The following is an 18,627-nucleotide window of genomic DNA, read 5'->3' on the forward strand; positions in this document are numbered from 1 at the left end:
CGGATGGCCGCCAAACTCTCCGGTGGCGGCGGCGGCAGGTACGCCATCGAGCAGAACAGCGAGATCAACGTCACGCCGTTCGTGGACATCATGCTTGTCCTGCTCATCATCTTCATGGTGGCGGCCCCGCTCGCCACCGTGAACGTTGAGGTCAAACTGCCGCGCGCGGTCGCACCGCCCCAACAGAACCCGCCGAAGCCGTTCTATGTGTCGATCCAGGCGAATTCCCGGGTCTACATCGGCGACAACGAGGTGTTGGCCGGTCCCGACGGCGTCGGCGCCGAACTGCTCGATCTGATCGGCAACAAGACACCGTCGGACGAGCGGATCTTCATCCGCTCGGACCAGACCACCCGCTACGGCGATTTCATGCAGGTCATGAATTCGCTCCAGGACAGTGGTTTCTACAGCGTCGCCCTGGTCGGCGAAGACCAAGCGGCAGAGTAGGAGCGGTGAGCACATGACTGAAGTCGAATACCATCGCAGTCTCTACGATCCGCCGAAGCCCAAGGGCATCTTCGGGGTCCCGCCGCACGTGCTGATCGCCAGCATCGTGGTGGTGTGTCTCCTGTTTGGTCTCCTGGCCTTCTACTTCGTCAACGCCCAGTTCAAGCTGCGCGAGGTCGTCTTCTCGGACGATTCCGTCGATGTCGAGCTGATCGAGCCGATCCCGCCGCCTCCGCCTCCGCCCCCGCCGCCCCCGCCGACGGATACGCCTCCGCCGCCGAAGCTGCAGGTGCGGGAGCCCGTCGCTCTCCCGAACGCCCCGCCGATTCCGCCGGTGGCGATCGTGCCGACGAAGAAGGAGGACCGGGTCGAGTACGTGGGCCCGCCGGTCATCACCAACTCGCCGCCGCCTCCTCCGGCTCCGCCGGCTCCGGCACGCCCCGCGGAAATCCGCAACGTCACCTGGGCGCGCCAGCCGCAGCCGGAGTTCCCGGAACGGGCGATGTCCCGGGGCATCGAATCGGGCTCGGTCGAACTGGTCTGCACCGTGTCGCCGAACGGCTCGGCCACGAACTGCTCGATCACGTCGGAAGATCCGGCGGGCGCCGGGTTTGGTCAGGCCGCCCTCCGTTCGATGTCCAGGGCGCGGTTCTCGCCCCAGACTCGCGACGGGGTCGCCGAAGGCGGGCGCGCCCGCTTCCGGGTGCGGTTCCAGCTTCCCGAATAGATCGACAAAGTCGGTCCTGCGACGAACGCCCCGGCCCCAGCGGCCGGGGCGTTTTCGTTTGCGGCGGGAGCGTCGATCCCGTTCAGGCGTTGTGGGGCGAGCTTGAATGGAGCCCGTCATGAACCGCCCCCTGATCCTCGCCCTCGCCGCGACCACCGCCCTGTCGACCGCGGGCTGCGCCTACAACGAGACCCTGGGCCGCAGCCAGTTCCTGATCGTCGACGACAACGCCCTGACGCAGCAGTCAGAGGCGGCCTGGGCCCAGGCCCTGCGCACGCAGCCGACCTCGTCCGACGCCGCCGCCAACGCCCGCGTCCGCCGCGTCGGGACCCGCATCGTCGAGGCCGCCGGCCTGACCGACCGGAGTTGGGACTACGCCGTCTTCGTCAGCCAGAAGCCGAACGCCTTCGTCCTGCCCTCGGGCAAGATCGGCGTGACCACCGGCCTGCTGGCCCTGGTTCGAAACGACGACCAGCTGGCCGCCGTCCTCGGCCACGAAGTCGGGCACGTCGTCGCCCGTCACGCCGCCGAACGCTATTCCTCCACCGCCGCGACCAGCCTGGTGCTGAGCGGCGTCCAGAGCGCCGCCGGCGACTACGCCAAGGCGGCCGGCGCCATCGGCGGGCTCGGCGCCCAGCTGGGCGTACTGCTGCCGTTCTCGCGCCGGCATGAACTCGAGGCCGATCGCCTCGGCGTCGACTATATGCAGCGGGCCGGATACCGGCCGTCCGAGGCCGTCGCCCTGTGGCGGCTGATGGCCGAACAGCGGCAGGGGTCGACCCCCGAGTTCGCCTCGACCCACCCGTCCGACGCCAGCCGGATCGCGGCGCTGGAGCAGTATATCGCCAGCCAGGGGTGGAATTGAGGGGAAGGCAGGGGCGACGGGCGAGGGACGGGCAAGGAAGGCCGATTCGCCGTCGTTCCTGCGCGGGCCACCAGATGCGCCGTCGCCCTCGCCCCAATCTTCCAAATCCAACTTGATCGAGGCCAGCGACACGGCTAGACACCGCCCTCGCGTCGCCCCTTCGTGCGGGCTTGCGCCGCCTTAGCTCAGTTGGTTAGAGCGCCGGTTTGTGGAACCGGAGGTCCTCAGTTCAAGCCTGAGAGGCGGTACCATCCTTCCCGGGACCGGAGCGCGTCATGGCCGTGACCGACACGCCGCCCGCCTGGGACCCCGACCAGTACAATCGCTTCGAAGGCGAGCGCGATCGCGCCGCGCTGGACCTGCTGGCGCGGCTGCCGCACGGCCTGGCGCCGGCGGAGGTCTGGGACCTGGGCTGCGGCCCGGGTCGGCAGGCGGTGCTGCTGAAGCGCCGCTACCCGGAAGCGCGGGTGCACGGGCTGGATTCCAGCGCGGCCATGCTGGATCAGGCGCGGGCGGGCGAGGCCGATATCGACTGGCGGTTGGGCGACATCGCGGCCTGGGCGCCGGAGCGGCCGGCGGATCTGATCTGGGCCAACGCCTCGCTGCACTGGCTGCCGGATCACGAGGCGCTGTTGCGGCGTCTGGTCGGGCATCTGGCCCCCGGCGGCGTCATCGCCGTGCAGATGCCGATGGCGCATGAGACGCGCCACCATGCGCTGATGCGCGAGGTCGCCGGCGAGGGACCTTGGGCCGCGATGCTGGCCGGTGTCGTCCCGGTCGCGCCGCTGCTGGAGCCGGAAGCCTGTTATTCCGTGCTGGCCGAGGGCTGCGAGGCCGTCGATGTCTGGTCGACCCTCTATCTGCAGGCGCTGGCGGGTCCGGACGCCGTGCTGGAATGGATGAAGGGCACGGCCCTGCGGCCGTATCTCGCCGCCCTGCCGGACGCGGTCATGCGGGAGGCCTTCCTCGACGCCCTCGGCGCTCGCCTTTCCGCGGCGTTTCCCCGGCGACCGGACGGGGTGACGCTGATGCCGTTTCCGCGCCTGTTTCTGGTGGCGCGGAAACGCTGACCCGAACGCGGCGCCGCAGCTGGGTGACCGGGCCGTCGAGCCCCGCCAGCGCCTCTCGCGTGGCGCGGTAGCCGGCTTCCACGCCGGGGTCGAACCCCTTCCAGTCGCGGATATCGATGCCATCCGGGGTCGGCTGGATCAGCAGATCGGTGGCGGCGCGCGAGCTTTCCAGATCGGCGTCGGTGGTCAGGGTGGCCGAGCGCATCAGAATCGACACGATCGGCGGGCCGCGGCGCCACGCGCCGGTAGCGATCAGCCGCCAGATCGAGGGTGGATGCTCGATTGTCTCCGGATCGACGCCGCGCGTTTGCGACATGTCCACGCCGATCACGGGGCCGGAGTTCATCTGGCGCATGACCTCGGCCGGCAGGTTCTTCAGCACCGCGCCGTCGACCAGCACCTGGCCGTCGATGACCACCGGCGGCAGCAGGCCCGGGATCGAGATCGAGGCCCGCATGGCCCGCCGCATCAGCCCGCGCCGGTGAACCTCGATCCGGCCGCTGGTCAGGTTGGTCGAGACGGCGAAGAAGGGGCGGTGCAGATCGGCCAGGTCGACGTCGCCGTAGGCCTCCTCCAGCAGGCGGTCGACCTTGCCGGCGCGGGTCATGGCCAGCATCGGGAAGGTCAGGTCGGAGAGCGGATCGCTCTGCACGAAGGCCTTGCGGATGCGGGCTTCCAGCTCTTCTTGCGACCAATTCAGGGCCGGTCCGGCGGCGATCACCGCCCCCATCGAGGCGCCGCCGACGAAGTCGATCGGCACGCCGGCTTCCTTGAGGGCCTTGAGCGCCCCGATGTGCGAATAGGCGCGGGCGCCGCCGCCCGACATGACCACGCCCACGGCCGAGCCGGTGATGACCCGGCCCATCCGCTCGGCGTCGGCCTGGTCGCCCTCGACGGCCTGGAACCAGCGTCCCGGACCGATCGCATCGAGCCAGACGGCGGTGTTGGCCGGGTGGGCCATGCGCGGATCGCGCAGCAGGATCAGGTCGGTGCGGCGCTGGGCGTCCAGCACGCCCGCATGGGGCAGGGGCCGGTTGGGTGGCGCCATCAGGCCGGCGCCGACGACGAAGACCCGGTCGACCTGCCGCGCGCACAGGGCGCCCCAGGCCGGCTCGTCCATCTCGGCGACATAGAGGACGAAGTCGTGGGCGTCCTCGACCCGGCTGAACCATTCGGAGGCGGACGACAGGGCCGAATGGTCGATGACCTGGCAGGTGAAGCCGTCGGCCTCGATGGCGGCGGCGATGCGCTCGACGAAGGCGCGGATCGGGCGGGGGCGGGCCGAGATGAAGCCGAACACGCTGGGCTCGCCGCCGCCCGAGCGCCGGTCGCGGGCGCGCTGGATCATCAGCCGAGACAGCTCGACCATCAGGTCGGGCTCGGTGCGGGCGGCTTCGAAGAAGGCGTCGCGGGGCAGGGCCAGCACCTCGGAGTCGCGCAGGGCGACGATATCGGCCGTGTGCTCGGTGCCTGCGAGCATGGCCATCTCGCCGGCCGGCTCCCCGGGGCGGATGACGCCGACGAACAGGGGCGGGCGGTCCTCGTCGGCGTCGCGGCGGAACACGCCCAGTCGACCGGTGCGGACCAGATAGAGGGTGTCGGCGACATCGCCCTCGGCGAACAGGGTCTCGCCGCCGGTCAGGGCGAACCAGCTGGCGCGCGTATTCTTGCCGCCCTCGAAGATGCGGTGCAGGGCGTCTTCCAGCCGGTCGGAGCGGACAGGGGCCATCGCGGGAGCCTAGCGGGAGTCGCGGGGCGTTAGCGAGAGGCGGGCCGTCACCACGCGCCCATTTCCCGCAGCCGTTTGGCCAGATCCTCCGGCACCTCGCCGGCGTCCAGTGAAGAGAGGTCGGGCGGGGCGTCCTTCGGCTCGAGGTAGCGCCAGCCCTGGAAGGGGCGGCGGGCCTGGGGGGCGGTGCGGACCACGTCGGGCGACAGCTTGATGTGGCACATGCTGGCCTTGCCCTCGCCCTTCGTCGAGATGTCGAGGATCGGCATGCGGCAGACGACGGAGCCCTTCATGACCCAGAACAGCGAGCCGCCGTCCTCGAGCTCGGCGGCGCGTTTGGGCGTCATCCGGGTGTGGACGGTCAGCCATTCGCCCTTGGCGGCGCGGCGCTCCAGCGTCTCGACCCTGGCGACGCCGACGCACAGCTTGATCATGTGGAGGGTGGTCATGGCGGCGCCTAGGCGGTCACCGTCGCCAGCACCGTCCCGTCCGTGACCTGATCGCCGACCGAGACGCCCACGGTCTCCACCACCCCGTCGAACGGGGCGACGAGGGCGTGCTCCATCTTCATTGCTTCCAGCACCACGATGGGCTGGCCTCTGGAAACCGTGTCGCCGGGTTTGGCGGGCGTGGCGACGATCTTGCCGGGCATGGGGGCGCGGAGGGCGCCGTCGGAGGCGGGGCCGGAGGCGGCTCCGGCTTCATAGCTATAGGGGCGGACCTCGTAGACTTCGCCTCGGCGGAACAGGATCGAAGCATCATCCGCGAGCAGGCGAGGAGCGATCCGGACCCCGTCATCCTCGCCGACCTCGATCCGGCCGAACACCGGCCGCGCCCTTGTGGTTCGCCCGCCGTAATCGACAATCCAAGTCTCGTCGCCCTTCAGGGCGGATTGCAGACGCGCCTCGATCCGTTCGCCGTTGAGTCTGGCCTGGAAGATCGCATTGGGCGCGGCATTGAGCCGGAACCCGGGAATCCGGCCGGCGAATGGCGACCATGGCGCGATCCAGGCGTTTGTGGAGACGTGATCTTCCCGGACATGGAGGCCTGCGGCCAGGTCCACCACGGCGGCGATCGCCGGCACGTCCGAGACCTCATGCAGAAGAGATGACTCCTCAGCTCCGATGAAGCCGGTGTCCACGTCGCCATCGACGAACCGGGGGTGCTCAAGGCAGCGGACGAGGAAGCCGGCGTTGGTCTTGACCGGCCAGACCTCGACCGAGGCGCAGGCGTCGGCGAGGGCTTCGGCGGCCGCTTCGCGGGTGTCCTCGTGGACGATCAGCTTGGCGATCATCGGGTCGTAGAACTGGCTGACCTCGCCGCCCTGTTCCACGGCCGTGTCGACGCGGATGTCCTCCGGCAGGTGGAAATGCTCCAGCCTGCCGATGCTGGGCAGAAAGCCGTTGGCCGGGTCCTCGGCGTAGAGGCGGGCTTCCATGGCCCAGCCGTTGAGGGGGATGTCTTCCTGCTTCAGCGGGATCGGCTCGCCGGCGGCGACGCGGAACTGCCATTCGACGAGGTCGACGCCGGTGACCGCCTCGGTGACCGGGTGCTCGACCTGGAGGCGGGTGTTCATCTCCATGAACCAGATTCGGTCGGCCTTGAGGCCGTCGGAGGCGTCGGCGATGAATTCGATGGTGCCGGCGCCCTCGTAGTTCACGGCGCGGGCGGCGCGGACGGCGGCGTCGGTGACGGCCTTGCGGACAGCCGCGTCCATGCCGGGCGCGGGGGCCTCCTCGATGACCTTCTGGTGGCGGCGCTGCAGGGAGCAGTCGCGCTCGTGGAGGTGGACGACATTGCCATGGCTGTCGCCGAACACCTGCACCTCGATGTGGCGGGGACGGGTGATGTAGCTCTCGATCAGGACGCGGGGGTCGCCGAAGGAGGACTGGCCCTCGCGCCGGGCGGAGGCGAGGCCGTCGGCGAAGTCTTCGGGGCGGTCGACGCGCTTCATGCCCTTGCCGCCGCCGCCGGCGACGGCCTTGATCAGGACGGGATAGCCGATACGGGCGGCCTCGGCGGTCAGGACGGCGTCGGACTGGTCCTCGCCCTGATAGCCCGGGGTGACGGGCACGCCGGCCTCGATCATCAGCATCTTGGCGGCGTCCTTGAGGCCCATGGCGCGGATCGACGCCGGCTTCGGGCCGATCCAGACGATGCCGGCGGCGGCGACCGCCTCGGCGAAGTCGGCGTTCTCGGACAGGAAGCCATAGCCGGGGTGGATGGCCTCGGCGCCGGTCTGCTTCGCGGCTGCCAGAACTTTCGCGGCGTCGAGGTAGGACTCACGGGCCGGGGCGGGGCCGATCAGCACCGCCTCGTCGGCCTCGCGGACGTGCAGGGCGCCGGCGTCGGCTTCGGAATAGACGGCGATGGTGCGCAGGCCCATGCGGCGGGCGGTGCGGAACACGCGGCAGGCGATCTCGCCGCGATTGGCGACCAGGACGGATTTGAACATGGGTCGTGTCTAGCCGGAGTTCCGATGCGGGAGAAGGGACGGCGGAGGCGGAGGGGTCAGACGAAAAACAGGGTCTGAACAGTCTGAAGAGTCTGACTCGTCGAGGGGGATGGATGGGACACTGGACGGGACGCCTCCCGACTGACGGGATGGGCAGGAGTGTATGACGGCGGCTTCCTGCGGCGGGAAGATCGGTTCGGGAATCTGCGATATGCTTGAAAGTGCCGGAGATTTTCCGCTGAACCTGACTATGGATTCGCGGATTGTCAGCACAGCGTCATGGTTCCCCACACCGCTATCGTCATCCTTCGGCGAGGCGAAGCCGAGACCGGAGGACCCAGCGGCGCCGAAGGCGACCTGTTCAGGCAGGCGGGTTCAGCAGGGCGCTCCCGGCAGGGTCGCGCTCGCGCGCGCCGCCGGGGCCTCCGGTCTGCGCCGCTGCGCGGCTTGCCGAAGGACGACGATAGCCGTTGGTGGGTGGATGGCGCCGCCTACTCCGCCCAGCGGGGCTTGCGCTTCTCGAGGTAGGCGCGGACGCCTTCCTGGCCTTCGTCGGAGACGCGGGCGTGGGCGATGCGACGGGCGGTGTCCTCCATCAGGCCGTGATCCAGCCTGTGGCCGGCCACGTGGTGGACCAGACGCTTGGCGTCGCCGACCGCGCCGGGGGCGCAGGCCTTCATGCTGTCGGAGAAGGCGGTGACGAAGCCGTCGATCTCGTCGGCGGAGGCGAGCACATGGCCGACCAGGCCGAAGTCCTTCGCGGCGTCGGCGTCGAAGCCGTCGGCGGTCATGAACAGGGCCCGGGCGGTGCGGGCGCCGACGGCCTCGACCACATAGGGGGCGATGGTGGCGGGGATCAGGCCCAGCTTGACCTCGGAGAAGGCGAAGCGGGTTCCCTTGACCGCCACGGCCATGTCGCAGGCGGCGACGATGCCGGCCCCGCCGCCCATGGCCGCGCCCTCGACGACGGCCACGGTCAGGGCCGGGACGTCGTGCAGGGCCTTGAGCATCTTCGCCAGTCCCATGGCGTCGTCGCGGTTGTCGCTCTCGGACCAGCCGGCCGCGTCGCGCATCCAGCCGAGGTCGGCCCCGGCGCTGAACGTCCCGCCCGCGCCGCGCACGAAGACGACGCGCACATGGTCGGCGCCCTGGAGGGTTTCGTAGGCCTCGTAGAGGGCGGCGACGGTCGGGGCGTCGAAGGCGTTGCGCTTCTCGGGCCGGTTGATGGTGACGAAGACCACGCCGTCGGCCGTCGAGCGGATCTGCACCAGCTCGTCATTGGCGTCGGGCGCCGCGCCGGCCAGCAGCGGATGGGAGATGGCGTTGATCTCGGCCGCCTCGGCGGGGGTGACGTCGAGGGCGTTGAGGTCGGCGGGGGTAGGGTCGGCCATGATGGTCTCCTGCGGCATCAACGGTATAACGCGCGGCGGGCGGAACGGAACATGGAGCGTGCGTGATGGCGGCCAGCGCGACCGATCGCATTCGCCGGACGAGCGTGGCCAGCGTCCACGTCCACTATGTCGCCAAGGCGGAAAAGAAGGGCCGGACGCGGGCGGAGGTGGATCAGGTGATCCGCTGGCTGACGGGCTATTCGCAGGCGCAGCTGGAGGCGTTGCTGGAGGCGAGGACGACGTTCGAGGATTTCTTCGCCGGGGCCCCGGCGATGAACCCGGCGCGGACGCTGATCACCGGCATGATCTGCGGATATCGGGTCGAGGAGATCGAGGACCCCTTCATGCGCGAGCTCCGCTACCTCGACAAGCTGGTCGACGAGCTGGCGAAGGGGAAGGCGATGGAGAGGATTCTGCGGGCGGGGTGATCGGTGGCTTCGGCCGGTTTGCGGTCACCGGGGCGCCGCAGGGCAGCGAACGTAGGACGTCGCCTCACCGTCGATGACGATCTGGAGAGTGGATCGATCCGGCGAAAGCGTCAGCTCGCCGGTGCGACGCCGGGTGATCGGTTGTTCGTTGGCGTCAGTGTCGCTCGTGTCCCACCAGTCCAGCACCACCCGGACCGGGCCGTCGCCGTCTGACCGGGCGGAGAGGACGTTCCCGCCCCATTCGTAGTACTGAAGTGTGGCGCCCGCGATGCCGAGGCGGGACAAGCCATCCGGATCGGCGCAGGCGGCCGGCGTCAGGTCCCACGCTCCGTCGAACGCAGGGGGAAGGGGATCCGTCGCCGTGGCGCAGGCAGACAGCGCGAAGCCGAGGATGAGGATGGGGACACCGATGCGCATCCCCATCACATCCTGAACACGCCGAACGTCGTCTCCGGGATCGGCGCATTGAGGCTGGCGCTGATCGCCAGCCCCAGCACATCCCGGGTCTGCACCGGATCGATGACCCCGTCGTCCCAGAGGCGGGCGGTGGCGTGGTACGGATTGCCCTCGTCCTCGTATTTCTGGCGGACGGGGGCCTTGAAGGCCTCGGCCTCCTCGGGCGTCCAGGTCTCGGCGTCGCGGTGGACCGTGGCGAGGACGGCGGCGGCCTGTTCGCCGCCCATGACGCTGATCCGGCTGTTGGGCCAGGTGAACAGGAAGCGGGGACCGAAGGCGCGGCCGCACATGCCGTAGTTGCCGGCCCCGAAGCTGCCGCCGATCAGGACGGTGAATTTGGGCACCTCGGCCGAGGCGACGGCGGTGACCAGCTTGGCGCCGTTCTTGGCGATGCCCTCGGCCTCGTATTTGCCGCCGACCATGAAGCCCGAGATGTTCTGCAGGAAGACCAGCGGAATCTTCCGCTTGCAGGCCAGTTCGATGAAATGGGCGCCCTTGAGCGCGCTCTCGGAGAACAACACGCCGTTGTTGGCGAGGATGGCGACGGGGTAGCCCCAGAGGCGGGCGAAGCCGCAGACCAGGGTCGTGCCGTACAGGGCCTTGAACTCGTCGAACTCGGAGCCGTCGACGAGGCGGGCGATGACCTCGCGCACGTCGTAGGGGGCGCGGACGTCGTCGGGGATCAGGCCGTAGAGCTCTTCGGCGTCGAAGGCGGGGGCGCGGGGCTCGCGCACGTCGAGGTCGACCCGCTTCACGGTGTTCAGGCTGTCGACGATGGTGCGGACGATCTCGAGCGCGTGCTCGTCGTTTTCGGCGACATAGTCGACCACGCCGGAGCGGCGGCCGTGGGTCTCGGCCCCGCCCAGTTCCTCCGCCGAGATGACCTCGCCCGTGGCGGCCTTCACCAGCGGCGGGCCGGCGAGGAAGATGGTGCCCTGTTCGCGGACGATCACCGTCTCGTCCGACATGGCCGGGACATAGGCGCCGCCGGCGGTGCAGCTGCCCATGACGCAGGCGATCTGGGGGATGCCCCTGGCCGACATCCGCACCTGGTTGAAGAAGATGCGCCCGAAGTGGTCGCGGTCGGGGAAGACCTCGGCCTGGTGCGGCAGATTGGCGCCGCCGGAATCGACCAGATAGACGCAGGGCAGGTTGTTCTGCTCGGCGATCTCCTGGGCCCGCAGGTGCTTCTTCACCGTCATCGGGAAATAGGCGCCGCCCTTCACCGTCGGGTCGTTGGCGACGATCATCACCTCGCGGCCCGAGACCCGGCCGATCCCGCAGATCATGCCGGCGCCGGGGGCCTCGCCCTTGTACATGTCGTTGGCGGCCAGCTGGCCGATCTCGAGGAAGGGCGAGCCGGGGTCCAGCAGCCGTTCGACGCGGTCGCGGGGGAGCAGCTTGCCGCGCGCGACGTGGCGTTCGCGGGACTTCTCGGGGCCGCCGAGCGCGGCCTGGGCGACGCGGGCGTGGAGTTCGTCCCTGAGGGCGCGGTTGTGGGCGTCGAGGGCCTTGAAGGCCGGGCTGTTCGGATCGATGGCGGACGTCAGCTTGGGCATGGGGCTGGTTTAGGGTGGTTCCGGCGAACGCTCCATAGCAATTAGCCATCGTCATTCCGGGCGAAGGCTCGCGCAGCGGGCCGCAGACCCGGAACCCAGCGGCGCCGCGACGGCGGCGAAACACCGGATGTAGAGGGAGTCAGGCGCCTGTGCTCCCGACAGGTTCGCGCTCGCGCGCGCCGCTGGGTTCCGGGTCTCCGGCGCTGCGCGCCTGCGCCCGGAATGACGAAAGCAAAGAGAGCTTATGTCACCCGCTCGCAAACCCGGGTTGACCCCGCGCGCTCCCCATGGCCTGTCGCGCCTCCCATGATCGCCTTCAGCCCCCAGACCCGCGCCACCCTGAAAGACCTGCTGCACCTCGCGTGGCCGGTGGTGCTGGCGCGCATCGGCATCATGACCATGGGGCTGACCGACGTGATCGTGGTCGGCAACTGGTCCGGGCTGGAGCTGGCTTACAGCTCGCTGGCGCTGGCGCCGACGGCGATCGTGGTGACCACGGCGGTCGGGCTGATGATGGGGGTGCAGGTGATGACCGCCCGCTTCCTCGGCGAGGGGCGGCGGGCCGAGGTCGGGGCGGTGCTGCGCCGGGGCGTGGTCTATTCGCTGCAGCTGGGGATCGCCGCCATGATCGGCATGATCCTGGTCGGGCCGTGGGCGCTGCGCCACATGGGGTTGGCCGATGGGCTGGGCGAGGGGGCGTCGCCGGTGCTGGTGGTCTTCGCCCTGTCGATGCCCGGCTATCTGGTCAGCGTGGCGGCCCAGTTCTTCCTCGAGGCCATGCACCGGCCGCGCGCCGGCATGTGGGCCATGTGGGTGGCCAACGGCATCAACCTGGCGCTGAACCTGCTGCTGGTGCCCGACCTGCCGGGGATCGGGCTGGACGGGGCCGTGGCCTCCGCCTGGGCGACCTTCTTCGCGCGGACCTCCCTGGCCGTGTTCCTGATCGTCTACATCGTGCGCCTGCCCGGCGCGCGGGGGTTGGGCGTGTTCGACCGCCCGCGCCGCGATCCCGCCGCCGAGCGCGAGCAGCGAAAGATCGGCTACGGCGCGGGCTCCAGCTATTTCATCGAGGTCGGGGCCTTCGCGGCCATGACCTTCATCGCCGGCCAGCTGGGGGCGATCGAGACGGCGGCCTGGACCATCGTGCTGAACGTCTCGGCCATCGTCTTCATGGTCCCGATGGGGCTGTCGGCGGCGACGGCGGTGCTGGTCGGACGGGCCTATGGCGCCGGCGACGGACGCGGCGTGCTGCGGGCCGGACTGGTCGGGATCGGGGTTGTCAGCGCCCTGACGCTGGCGGTGGCGCTGGTGCTGTGGCCGACGGCGCCGTGGGTGGCCAGCGCCTACAACCGCGATCCGGCCCTGCTGGCGGTGGTGATACCGGCGCTGGTGCTGGCGACGCTGTTCTTCGTGGCCGACGGCATCCAGGTGGTCTCGGCCTCGGCCAACCGCGCGGCGGGCGACGTCTGGTGGCCGACCATCATGCATTTCGGGGCCTACACCCTGGTGATGATGCCGCTGGGCTGGGGGTTGGCGCACCAGATCGGGGTCGACGGACTGGTCTGGGCGGTGATCATCGCCAGCCTGGTGTCGTCGGCGCTGCTGACGGGGCGGTTCGTCAGGGTGGCGAGGCGGCTGCCGCAGGTCGCGGCCTGAGCGCAGGGTGGCGGCGGCATGACGGACATCACTGAAATCCTCACCGAACGGCTGGTGCTCAGGGCCCCCCGGGAGGCGGACAGCGCGATATATGTCCGCTTCTACGGGGACGCCGAGGCTTCGGCCTTCTACGGCGGCCCCCTTTCGCCCGTCGCGGCCTGGAGCCGGCTGGCCCGCGATCTCGGCCACTGGAGCCTGCGCGGCTACGGAATGTGGGTGGTCGAGCGGCGTGACGACGGGGAGGCCGTGGGAGGATGCGGCCTGTACTGGCCGACCGGTTGGCCCCGGCCGGAGCTGACCTGGTGGGTGCTGCCGCAGCAACGACGGCAGGGCTTCGCGCGCGAGGCCTCGCTTGCCGCGATCCGGTTCGGCCATGAAAGCCTGGGCTGGCCACGGGTCGAGACGCATTGCGACGACGACAACGCGGCCGCGCGCAGCCTGATCGCGAGTCTGGGCGGGAGCCGGATCGTTCGCGAGCGGTTTCCGGACGGCAAGGATCGCGACGTTTTCGAATTCCCGCCTAGCGCCGGGTGAACCGCAAGGTGTTTCCGTCCGGGTCGTCGACATAGAATTCGCGCGTGCCCCAGGTCTGGTCGAGAGGTCCCTGATGGACGGGCGAGTCCGGCTTGTGCGACGGATCGAGGCCGCGCGCGCGGAAGGTTTCGAACAGGGCGTCGACCTCGGGGACGTCGACGACGACCGCCTGGCCGAAGACGCCGTCGCCGCGGTGGCTGGACAGGTGCAGGACATCGCCGCCGCGCGTGAGCCAGGCGAAGCCCGGGTCGGTCAGCTCGGACCACGCCCGCCGCACCTCGAAATCCAGCACGCCGGTGTAGAAGTCGACCGAGCGCAGGATGTCGCTGCATTTGACGGTGGGGATGATGGCCATGGCCGGAATTTACACCCGGCGCCCGTGATCGCACAGGCTGAGGTGACGTCAGCGGCCATGGCCTCTATATCCGTCCGCTCCCCCCGACTCCCGGATTCCCATGGCCCGCATCCTGATCACCTCGGCCCTGCCGTATATCAACGGCATCAAGCATCTGGGGAATCTGGCCGGGTCGATGCTGCCGGCCGACGTCTACGCCCGGTTCAAGCGGGCCCAGGGGCATGAGGTGCTCTACATCTGCGCGACCGACGAGCACGGCACCCCGGCCGAGCTGGCCGCCGCCGCGGCCGGGCAGGACGTGCGGACCTATTGCGACGAGCAGCACGAGATCCAGAAGACCGCGGGCGAGCGGTTCGGCCTCAGCTACGACTGGTTCGGCCGCTCGTCGAACGCGCCCAACCATCGCCTGACCCAGCATTTCGCCGACGTCCTCGAGAAGAACGGCCTGATCGAGGAGCGGGTCGACCGGATGATCTATTCGGTCGACGACGCCCGCTTCCTGCCCGACCGCTATGTGGAAGGGACCTGCCCGCACTGCGCCTATGTCGGCGCGCGGGGGGACCAGTGCGACAACTGCGGGCGGCTGCTCGACCCGACCGACCTGATCGATCCCTATTCGGCGGTGTCAGGCTCGCGCAATCTCGAGGTGCGCGACACGCGGCACCTGTATCTGCTGCAGACCAAGCTGGCCGACCGCATCCGGGCCTGGATCGAGTCGAAGACCGACTGGCAGACGCTGGCGAAGTCGATCGCCCTGAAACATCTCGACGAGGGACTGATCGACCGGGGCATCACCCGCGACCTGAAGTGGGGCGTGCCGGTGGTCGGTCCCGACGGCGGACCGCGCCCGGGCATGGAGGGCAAGGTCTTCTACGTCTGGTTCGACGCCCCGATCGAATACATCGGCGCGACCGAGGAATGGGCCGACGCCACCGGCCGGACCTGGCGCGACTGGTGGCGCACCGACGAGGGTGCGGACGACGTCCGCTACGTCCAGTTCATGGGCAAGGACAATGTCGCCTTCCACACCGTCAGCTTCCCGGCGACGATCCTCGGCTCGGGCGAGCCGTGGAAGACCGTCGACACGCTGAAGGCCTTCAACTGGCTGAACTGGTACGGCGGCAAATTCTCGACCAGCCAGAAGCGCGGCGTATTCATGGACCAGGCGCTGGAGCTGCTGCCGGCCGACTACTGGCGCTGGCGCCTGACCGCCTACGGGCCGGAGCATTCGGACTCGGCCTTCACCTGGGAGGATTTCCAGGCCTCGACCAACAAGGACCTGGCCGATGTGCTGGGCAATTTCGTCAACCGAATCGTCAAGTTCGCGGAATCGAAGTTCGACGGCGTCGTGCCGGATGCGGGCGAGCCGGGGCCGCTGGAGGCCAAGCTGGAGGCCGACCTCGCCGCCGGCATCGCCGAGGCCACGGCCGCGTTCGAGGCGATGGAGTTCCGCAAGGCCTGCCAGGCCCTGCGCGCGGTCTGGGTGCTGGGCAACGAATATCTGCAGGAGGCGGCGCCGTGGACCGCCCTCAAGACCGACGTGGACCGCGCGGCGGTCGGGGTGCGGGCCGGGCTGAACCTGGTGGCCCTGTTCGCGCGGCTGGCGGCGCCGGTGATGCCGTTCTCGGCCGAGAAGATCGCGGCGGCGGTGGGGGCGAGCGATCTCCGCTGGCCGGCGGCGGACGAGGCCTTGCTGGATCAGCTGCCGCGCGGTCAGGCCGTGGCCGCCGCGGGCGTGCTGTTCACCAAGATCGAGGACGCCCAGGTGGCCGAGTGGTCGGAGCGGTTCGGCGGGGCCGAGGCCTGACCCTCCCGCTTGACGGCCGCGCGGGGCGGCGTGACCCTGCCGGGCCGCCGACGGGAGGTTTGGCATGCTGACCGGATTGTTCGCGCTCGCTCTGGCCAGCCCCCAGATCGTCGAGGGGCCGTCGTTCGACTGCACCGCGGCGCTTGAGCCGGTCGAGGACGCCATCTGCTCCAGTCTCGAGCTTGCGCGGCTGGATATGCGCATGGACCGGCGCTATGTCGCCGTCCGCCGCGCCCTGTCCCCCGAGGCCCGGCGTGCGCTCGGCGAGGATCAGCGCTGGTTTCTCGGCGCGCGGAACGAATGGTTCGAATACCGGGAACAGTGGTCTGATTTTCCGAATCTGGCCGACCGGATGAGCGACCGCATCGCCTTCCTCGACGGCATCGACACCCGGCGAGGCGCCGGGCTGACCGGCCGGTGGCGCAACGCCGCCGGCGTGGCGGAGATCGAGGCGCTCGCAGACGGGCGGTTGAAGCTGACGATCAGCACCGCCAGTCCGGTCAACGCGCGCTGGACCTGCGAAGTCTCCGGGACCGGACAGGTGTCGAACCGCGTGCTGACGGTCGAGGTGGACGGCGAGCCCGGCTGGCGCATCCTGGCCACGGTCACGGGCGGGATGCTGCGGATCGAGGAACGGGATCCGGACGGCGGGCAGGGCCAGCGTCCGTACTGCGGGCACAACGGCCACCTGGGCAGCGGCTGGTTCCGGTCGCGGGCCGGCTGACGGGCGTGAAAGAAAAGGCCCGGATCGCTCCGGGCCTTTTTTGCGGTTCAGGGGGCGGGCGGAGCGGCCTTCGCCGCTGTGTTCGCCGATACGCCGGGCGACCCGGTTGCATGTTCGTCGGCCGTGCCCCGGGTGAATTCCTCGACCTCGTGGGCCGAGATGTCGAGGAGGGCCGGGGCCGAGCGGTTGAAGGCTTCGGTGTTCCCGGTCCGCACCACCACCGAGCGGGCGCCGTCCCAGATCATGTGCAGCGCCACCCAGAGCACGATGACCAGGCCGACGTAGCCGATCCAGCGGTGCTTGTTGAGCAGGCGGGCGATGAAGGTGGCGGCGATCCCCATCAGGGCGATCGACAGCACCAGGCCGAACACCATGATCATCGGATGATCGTGGGCCGCGCCGGCCACGGCCAGCACATTGTCCAGCGACATCGTCACGTCGGCGATCATGATCTGGACCAGGGCGGCGCCGAGCGTCTTGCGCTTCAGGCCCAGCTCTTCCGGGCTTGGCCCCTTGCCGTGTTCGATGGCCAGGGCGAGCTCCAGCTCGTGCTCCGCCTCGGCCTGGTCATGGGTGGCCTGCTCGCGCAGTTCGCGCCACATCTTCCAGCACACCCACAGCAGCAGCACGCCGCCGGCGAGCAGCAGGCCGATGATGGCCAGCAACTGCACGGTGATCAGGGCGAAGCCGATGCGCAGCACCACGGCCGCGGCCAGGCCGATCAGGATGGCCTTGCGGCGCTGCTCCTGCGGCAGGGCGGCGGCGGCGAGGCCCACGGCCACGGCGTTGTCGCCGGCCAGCACCAGGTCGATCATCAGCACCTGGCCGAGGGCGGCCATCTGCGAGGCGAGTTCGGGAGAGCTCAGAAATTCCATGCGGCGCTGTTAGGGCAGGGGAGACGGGTTCGGCAAGCCGCGAACCGCCCTCAGGTTCCAGATTGCGCGCGCGTGGCCACATAGAGGGCCACCGCCGCGGCGTTGGACACATTGAGGCTTTCGAAACCGCCCGGCATGGGGATCTTCGCCAGCACGTCGCAGTGTTCGGCCACGAGGCGGCGGATGCCGTCGCCTTCCGAGCCAAGGACCAGCACGGTCGGCCGGCCGTCCAGGGCCTCTTCCAGCGTCGCCTCGGCCGCGCCGTCGAGGCCGACCGCCCGCCAGCCGAGGTCGGCCAGGCGTTCGAGCGCCCGGCTCAGATTGGTCACCCGGGCGCAGGGCAGGCGTTCGGTCGCCCCGGCCGAGGCCTTGGCCAGCGCACCGGCCAGCGCCGGCGAATGCCGGTCCTGCACCACGATCCCGCGCGCGCCGAAGGCCAGGGCCGAGCGGAAGATGGCCCCGACGTTCTGGGGGTCGGTCAGTTGATCCAGCATGACGATGACGCCGGACGCCGGCTCGGCGATGTCCTCCAGCGCCACGCCTTCCAGCGGCTGGACCTTGAAGGCGAAGCCCTGGTGCACGGCCCCGGCGGGCAGCATCCGGTCCAGCGCCTGCGGCTCGATGACCTCGACCTTGTGGCCATGGGGGGCCAGCCGGTCGCGCTCGATCTCGGCGGCGCGGTCCCCGACGGCCAGCAGCCGGCCCATGCCCTTGCGGGCCGGATTGGCGAGGGCGGCCAGCACGGGGTGACGGCCCCAGACGAAATTGTCGGCGTCCGCCTTGCCGCCGCGCGGCGGGCGGGGCGCGGAATCGGCGGCGCGGGCCGGCGGATTGGGGTTCCAGCCGCCGCTCTTCGGCGCGCCCTTGTCGGACGGGCGGGTCCCGTCCGAACGCCCGCCGGGCCGGCCTCCGGATGCCGGTTTTTTGCCCGATTTCCGGTCGTTGCGTTCTGGATTTCTCGACACTATAAGACGCCCTCCGATTTGGAGCCCTGAGGGCTTTCGGGTCTGGCGCCCCTCCTATCGCAGGCGACGCGAGACACCGAGAGCTTTTGTTGCGCCGGGGGTCGAAAGACCAACGTCGCGACGGCCCGACGGTTCGAAAAGCGCGCTGGGGGAATGTCCCGAGCGGCAAAGGGGGGGGACTGTAAATCCCCTGCGTAAGCTTCGCAGGTTCGAGTCCTGCTTCCCCCACCACGCGCTTTCGAAACGGCCGGCCGGGACGACGAGGAGGATCGGCTGCGGAGGCCCTCGGGCCGACGCAGTCTCCGTGCGGGTATAGTACAATGGTAGTACAGCAGCCTTCCAAGCTGAATATGTCGGTTCGATTCCGTCTACCCGCTCCAGAATTCTCTAGCTGACCAACGCCCGCTCCCCATCTCTGGGCCAGGGCCACAGGAGTTTTGGCCATGGCCAAGGAAAAGTTCGAACGTAACAAGCCGCACTGCAACATCGGCACGATCGGTCACGTGGACCACGGCAAGACGACGCTGACGGCGGCGATCACGATGGTTCTGGCCAAGGCCAGCGGCGGCAAGGCGATGAACTAC

General features: G+C 69.8%; 18 protein-coding genes, 3 tRNA genes and 1 pseudogene. 13 read left to right on the plus strand and 9 right to left on the minus strand.

Annotation, left to right across the window (positions count from 1 at the left end; all coding sequences use genetic code 11):
• Nucleotides 1–3: 3 nt before the first annotated feature.
• The 5 genes and pseudogenes from VEB62_RS08225 to VEB62_RS08245 form a co-directional block, all read left to right on the plus strand.
• A complete protein-coding gene (locus tag VEB62_RS08225) occupies nt 4–447 on the plus strand; it encodes a biopolymer transporter ExbD (RefSeq protein ID WP_324797953.1) in 444 nt (147 codons plus the stop codon).
• 13 nt (nt 448–460) lie between these two features.
• The gene (locus tag VEB62_RS08230) at nt 461–1,174 is read left to right on the plus strand and encodes an energy transducer TonB (protein WP_324797912.1); all 714 of its coding nucleotides are present in this window, start codon (nt 461–463) and stop codon (nt 1,172–1,174) included.
• Between the two features lie 118 nt (nt 1,175–1,292).
• Nucleotides 1,293–2,039, plus strand: coding sequence for a M48 family metallopeptidase (locus VEB62_RS08235; protein WP_324797915.1), 747 nt, complete (start codon nt 1,293–1,295; stop codon nt 2,037–2,039).
• A gap of 174 nt (nt 2,040–2,213) precedes the next feature.
• Nucleotides 2,214–2,290 (plus strand) — tRNA-His (locus VEB62_RS08240).
• 24 nt (nt 2,291–2,314) lie between these two features.
• A pseudogene (locus VEB62_RS08245) lies at nt 2,315–2,731 on the plus strand (class I SAM-dependent methyltransferase); the annotation flags it as partial.
• A gap of 256 nt (nt 2,732–2,987) precedes the next feature.
• Here VEB62_RS08245 and VEB62_RS08250 read toward each other — a convergent pair.
• The 4 genes from VEB62_RS08250 to VEB62_RS08265 form a co-directional block, all read right to left on the minus strand.
• Entirely contained in the window at nt 2,988–4,838 is a 1,851-nt protein-coding gene (locus VEB62_RS08250; protein WP_324797918.1) for a patatin-like phospholipase family protein, read from the minus strand.
• 47 nt (nt 4,839–4,885) lie between these two features.
• A complete protein-coding gene (locus tag VEB62_RS08255) occupies nt 4,886–5,287 on the minus strand; it encodes a DUF1489 family protein (protein ID WP_324797920.1) in 402 nt (133 codons plus the stop codon).
• Nucleotides 5,288–5,295: 8 nt separating this feature from the next.
• Nucleotides 5,296–7,293, minus strand: a complete 1,998-nt coding sequence (locus tag VEB62_RS08260; RefSeq protein WP_324797922.1) for an ATP-binding protein — start codon at nt 7,291–7,293, stop codon at nt 5,296–5,298.
• Between the two features lie 491 nt (nt 7,294–7,784).
• Entirely contained in the window at nt 7,785–8,684 is a 900-nt protein-coding gene (locus tag VEB62_RS08265) for an enoyl-CoA hydratase-related protein (protein ID WP_324797925.1), read from the minus strand.
• A gap of 65 nt (nt 8,685–8,749) precedes the next feature.
• Here VEB62_RS08265 and VEB62_RS08270 point away from each other — a divergent pair, with 65 nt between their 5' ends.
• A complete protein-coding gene (locus tag VEB62_RS08270; RefSeq protein ID WP_324797929.1) occupies nt 8,750–9,112 on the plus strand; it encodes a DUF2200 domain-containing protein in 363 nt (120 codons plus the stop codon).
• Between the two features lie 24 nt (nt 9,113–9,136).
• Here the strand turns inward: VEB62_RS08270 and VEB62_RS08275 are convergent, their stop codons facing one another.
• Both VEB62_RS08275 and VEB62_RS08280 read right to left on the minus strand, forming a co-directional pair.
• Entirely contained in the window at nt 9,137–9,529 is a 393-nt protein-coding gene (locus VEB62_RS08275) for a hypothetical protein (protein ID WP_324797932.1), read from the minus strand.
• 5 nt (nt 9,530–9,534) lie between these two features.
• Complete coding sequence (locus tag VEB62_RS08280; RefSeq protein WP_324797934.1) at nt 9,535–11,127, minus strand: carboxyl transferase domain-containing protein; 1,593 nt, start codon at nt 11,125–11,127, stop codon at nt 9,535–9,537.
• Between the two features lie 306 nt (nt 11,128–11,433).
• On the opposite strand from VEB62_RS08280, the gene VEB62_RS08285 reads away from it, so the two are divergent.
• Together VEB62_RS08285 and VEB62_RS08290 are read left to right on the plus strand one after the other, a co-directional pair.
• On the plus strand, nt 11,434–12,783 hold the full coding sequence (locus tag VEB62_RS08285; protein ID WP_324797937.1) for an MATE family efflux transporter: 1,350 nt from the start codon (nt 11,434–11,436) through the stop codon (nt 12,781–12,783).
• Nucleotides 12,784–12,801: 18 nt separating this feature from the next.
• Nucleotides 12,802–13,317, plus strand: a complete 516-nt coding sequence (locus tag VEB62_RS08290) for a GNAT family N-acetyltransferase (protein WP_324797940.1) — start codon at nt 12,802–12,804, stop codon at nt 13,315–13,317.
• Here VEB62_RS08290 and VEB62_RS08295 read toward each other — a convergent pair.
• Nucleotides 13,304–13,672: a bleomycin resistance protein gene (locus tag VEB62_RS08295; RefSeq protein ID WP_324797943.1), complete on the minus strand. Its 369-nt coding sequence runs from the start codon at nt 13,670–13,672 to the stop codon at nt 13,304–13,306. The genes VEB62_RS08290 and VEB62_RS08295 overlap by 14 nt on opposite strands.
• Nucleotides 13,673–13,772: 100 nt before the next feature.
• Here VEB62_RS08295 and metG point away from each other — a divergent pair, with 100 nt between their 5' ends.
• Together metG and VEB62_RS08305 are read left to right on the plus strand one after the other, a co-directional pair.
• A complete protein-coding gene (gene metG / locus VEB62_RS08300) occupies nt 13,773–15,479 on the plus strand; it encodes a methionine--tRNA ligase (RefSeq protein WP_324797946.1) in 1,707 nt (568 codons plus the stop codon).
• 64 nt (nt 15,480–15,543) lie between these two features.
• Complete coding sequence (locus tag VEB62_RS08305) at nt 15,544–16,203, plus strand: lysozyme inhibitor LprI family protein (protein ID WP_324797948.1); 660 nt, start codon at nt 15,544–15,546, stop codon at nt 16,201–16,203.
• A gap of 47 nt (nt 16,204–16,250) precedes the next feature.
• Here the strand turns inward: VEB62_RS08305 and VEB62_RS08310 are convergent, their stop codons facing one another.
• Entirely contained in the window at nt 16,251–17,078 is an 828-nt protein-coding gene (locus VEB62_RS08310; protein ID WP_324797950.1) for a TerC family protein, read from the minus strand.
• Nucleotides 17,079–17,128: 50 nt separating this feature from the next.
• Complete coding sequence (gene rlmB / locus VEB62_RS08315; RefSeq protein ID WP_324797952.1) at nt 17,129–18,043, minus strand: 23S rRNA (guanosine(2251)-2'-O)-methyltransferase RlmB; 915 nt, start codon at nt 18,041–18,043, stop codon at nt 17,129–17,131.
• A gap of 147 nt (nt 18,044–18,190) precedes the next feature.
• Here rlmB and VEB62_RS08320 point away from each other — a divergent pair.
• The 3 genes from VEB62_RS08320 to VEB62_RS08330 form a co-directional block, all read left to right on the plus strand.
• Nucleotides 18,191–18,274: transfer RNA gene (locus VEB62_RS08320), tRNA-Tyr, on the plus strand.
• A 75-nt stretch (nt 18,275–18,349) separates the two neighbouring features.
• Nucleotides 18,350–18,423 (plus strand) — tRNA-Gly (locus VEB62_RS08325).
• A 63-nt stretch (nt 18,424–18,486) separates the two neighbouring features.
• Nucleotides 18,487–18,627: GTP-binding protein (locus VEB62_RS08330; RefSeq protein ID WP_292125566.1), on the plus strand; the 141-nt coding region annotated here is incomplete at its 3' end.

The sequence above is a fragment of the Brevundimonas sp. genome (genome assembly GCF_035626975.1).
Taxonomy (GTDB): Bacteria; Pseudomonadota; Alphaproteobacteria; order Caulobacterales; family Caulobacteraceae; genus Brevundimonas.

Coding starts and splice junctions, on each gene's coding strand:
- VEB62_RS08275 (WP_324797932.1), bottom strand. CDS start 9,529: ATGCGCATCGGTGTCCCCATCCTCATCCTCGGCTTCGCGCTGTCTGCC.
- VEB62_RS08270 (WP_324797929.1), top strand. CDS start 8,750: ATGGCGGCCAGCGCGACCGATCGCATTCGCCGGACGAGCGTGGCCAGC.
- metG (WP_324797946.1), top strand. CDS start 13,773: ATGGCCCGCATCCTGATCACCTCGGCCCTGCCGTATATCAACGGCATC.
- VEB62_RS08255 (WP_324797920.1), bottom strand. CDS start 5,287: ATGACCACCCTCCACATGATCAAGCTGTGCGTCGGCGTCGCCAGGGTC.
- VEB62_RS08235 (WP_324797915.1), top strand. CDS start 1,293: ATGAACCGCCCCCTGATCCTCGCCCTCGCCGCGACCACCGCCCTGTCG.
- VEB62_RS08230 (WP_324797912.1), top strand. CDS start 461: ATGACTGAAGTCGAATACCATCGCAGTCTCTACGATCCGCCGAAGCCC.
- VEB62_RS08265 (WP_324797925.1), bottom strand. CDS start 8,684: ATGGCCGACCCTACCCCCGCCGACCTCAACGCCCTCGACGTCACCCCC.
- VEB62_RS08280 (WP_324797934.1), bottom strand. CDS start 11,127: ATGCCCAAGCTGACGTCCGCCATCGATCCGAACAGCCCGGCCTTCAAG.
- VEB62_RS08250 (WP_324797918.1), bottom strand. CDS start 4,838: ATGGCCCCTGTCCGCTCCGACCGGCTGGAAGACGCCCTGCACCGCATC.
- VEB62_RS08295 (WP_324797943.1), bottom strand. CDS start 13,672: ATGGCCATCATCCCCACCGTCAAATGCAGCGACATCCTGCGCTCGGTC.
- VEB62_RS08285 (WP_324797937.1), top strand. CDS start 11,434: ATGATCGCCTTCAGCCCCCAGACCCGCGCCACCCTGAAAGACCTGCTG.
- VEB62_RS08225 (WP_324797953.1), top strand. CDS start 4: ATGGCCGCCAAACTCTCCGGTGGCGGCGGCGGCAGGTACGCCATCGAG.
- VEB62_RS08290 (WP_324797940.1), top strand. CDS start 12,802: ATGACGGACATCACTGAAATCCTCACCGAACGGCTGGTGCTCAGGGCC.
- VEB62_RS08310 (WP_324797950.1), bottom strand. CDS start 17,078: ATGGAATTTCTGAGCTCTCCCGAACTCGCCTCGCAGATGGCCGCCCTC.
- VEB62_RS08305 (WP_324797948.1), top strand. CDS start 15,544: ATGCTGACCGGATTGTTCGCGCTCGCTCTGGCCAGCCCCCAGATCGTC.
- VEB62_RS08260 (WP_324797922.1), bottom strand. CDS start 7,293: ATGTTCAAATCCGTCCTGGTCGCCAATCGCGGCGAGATCGCCTGCCGC.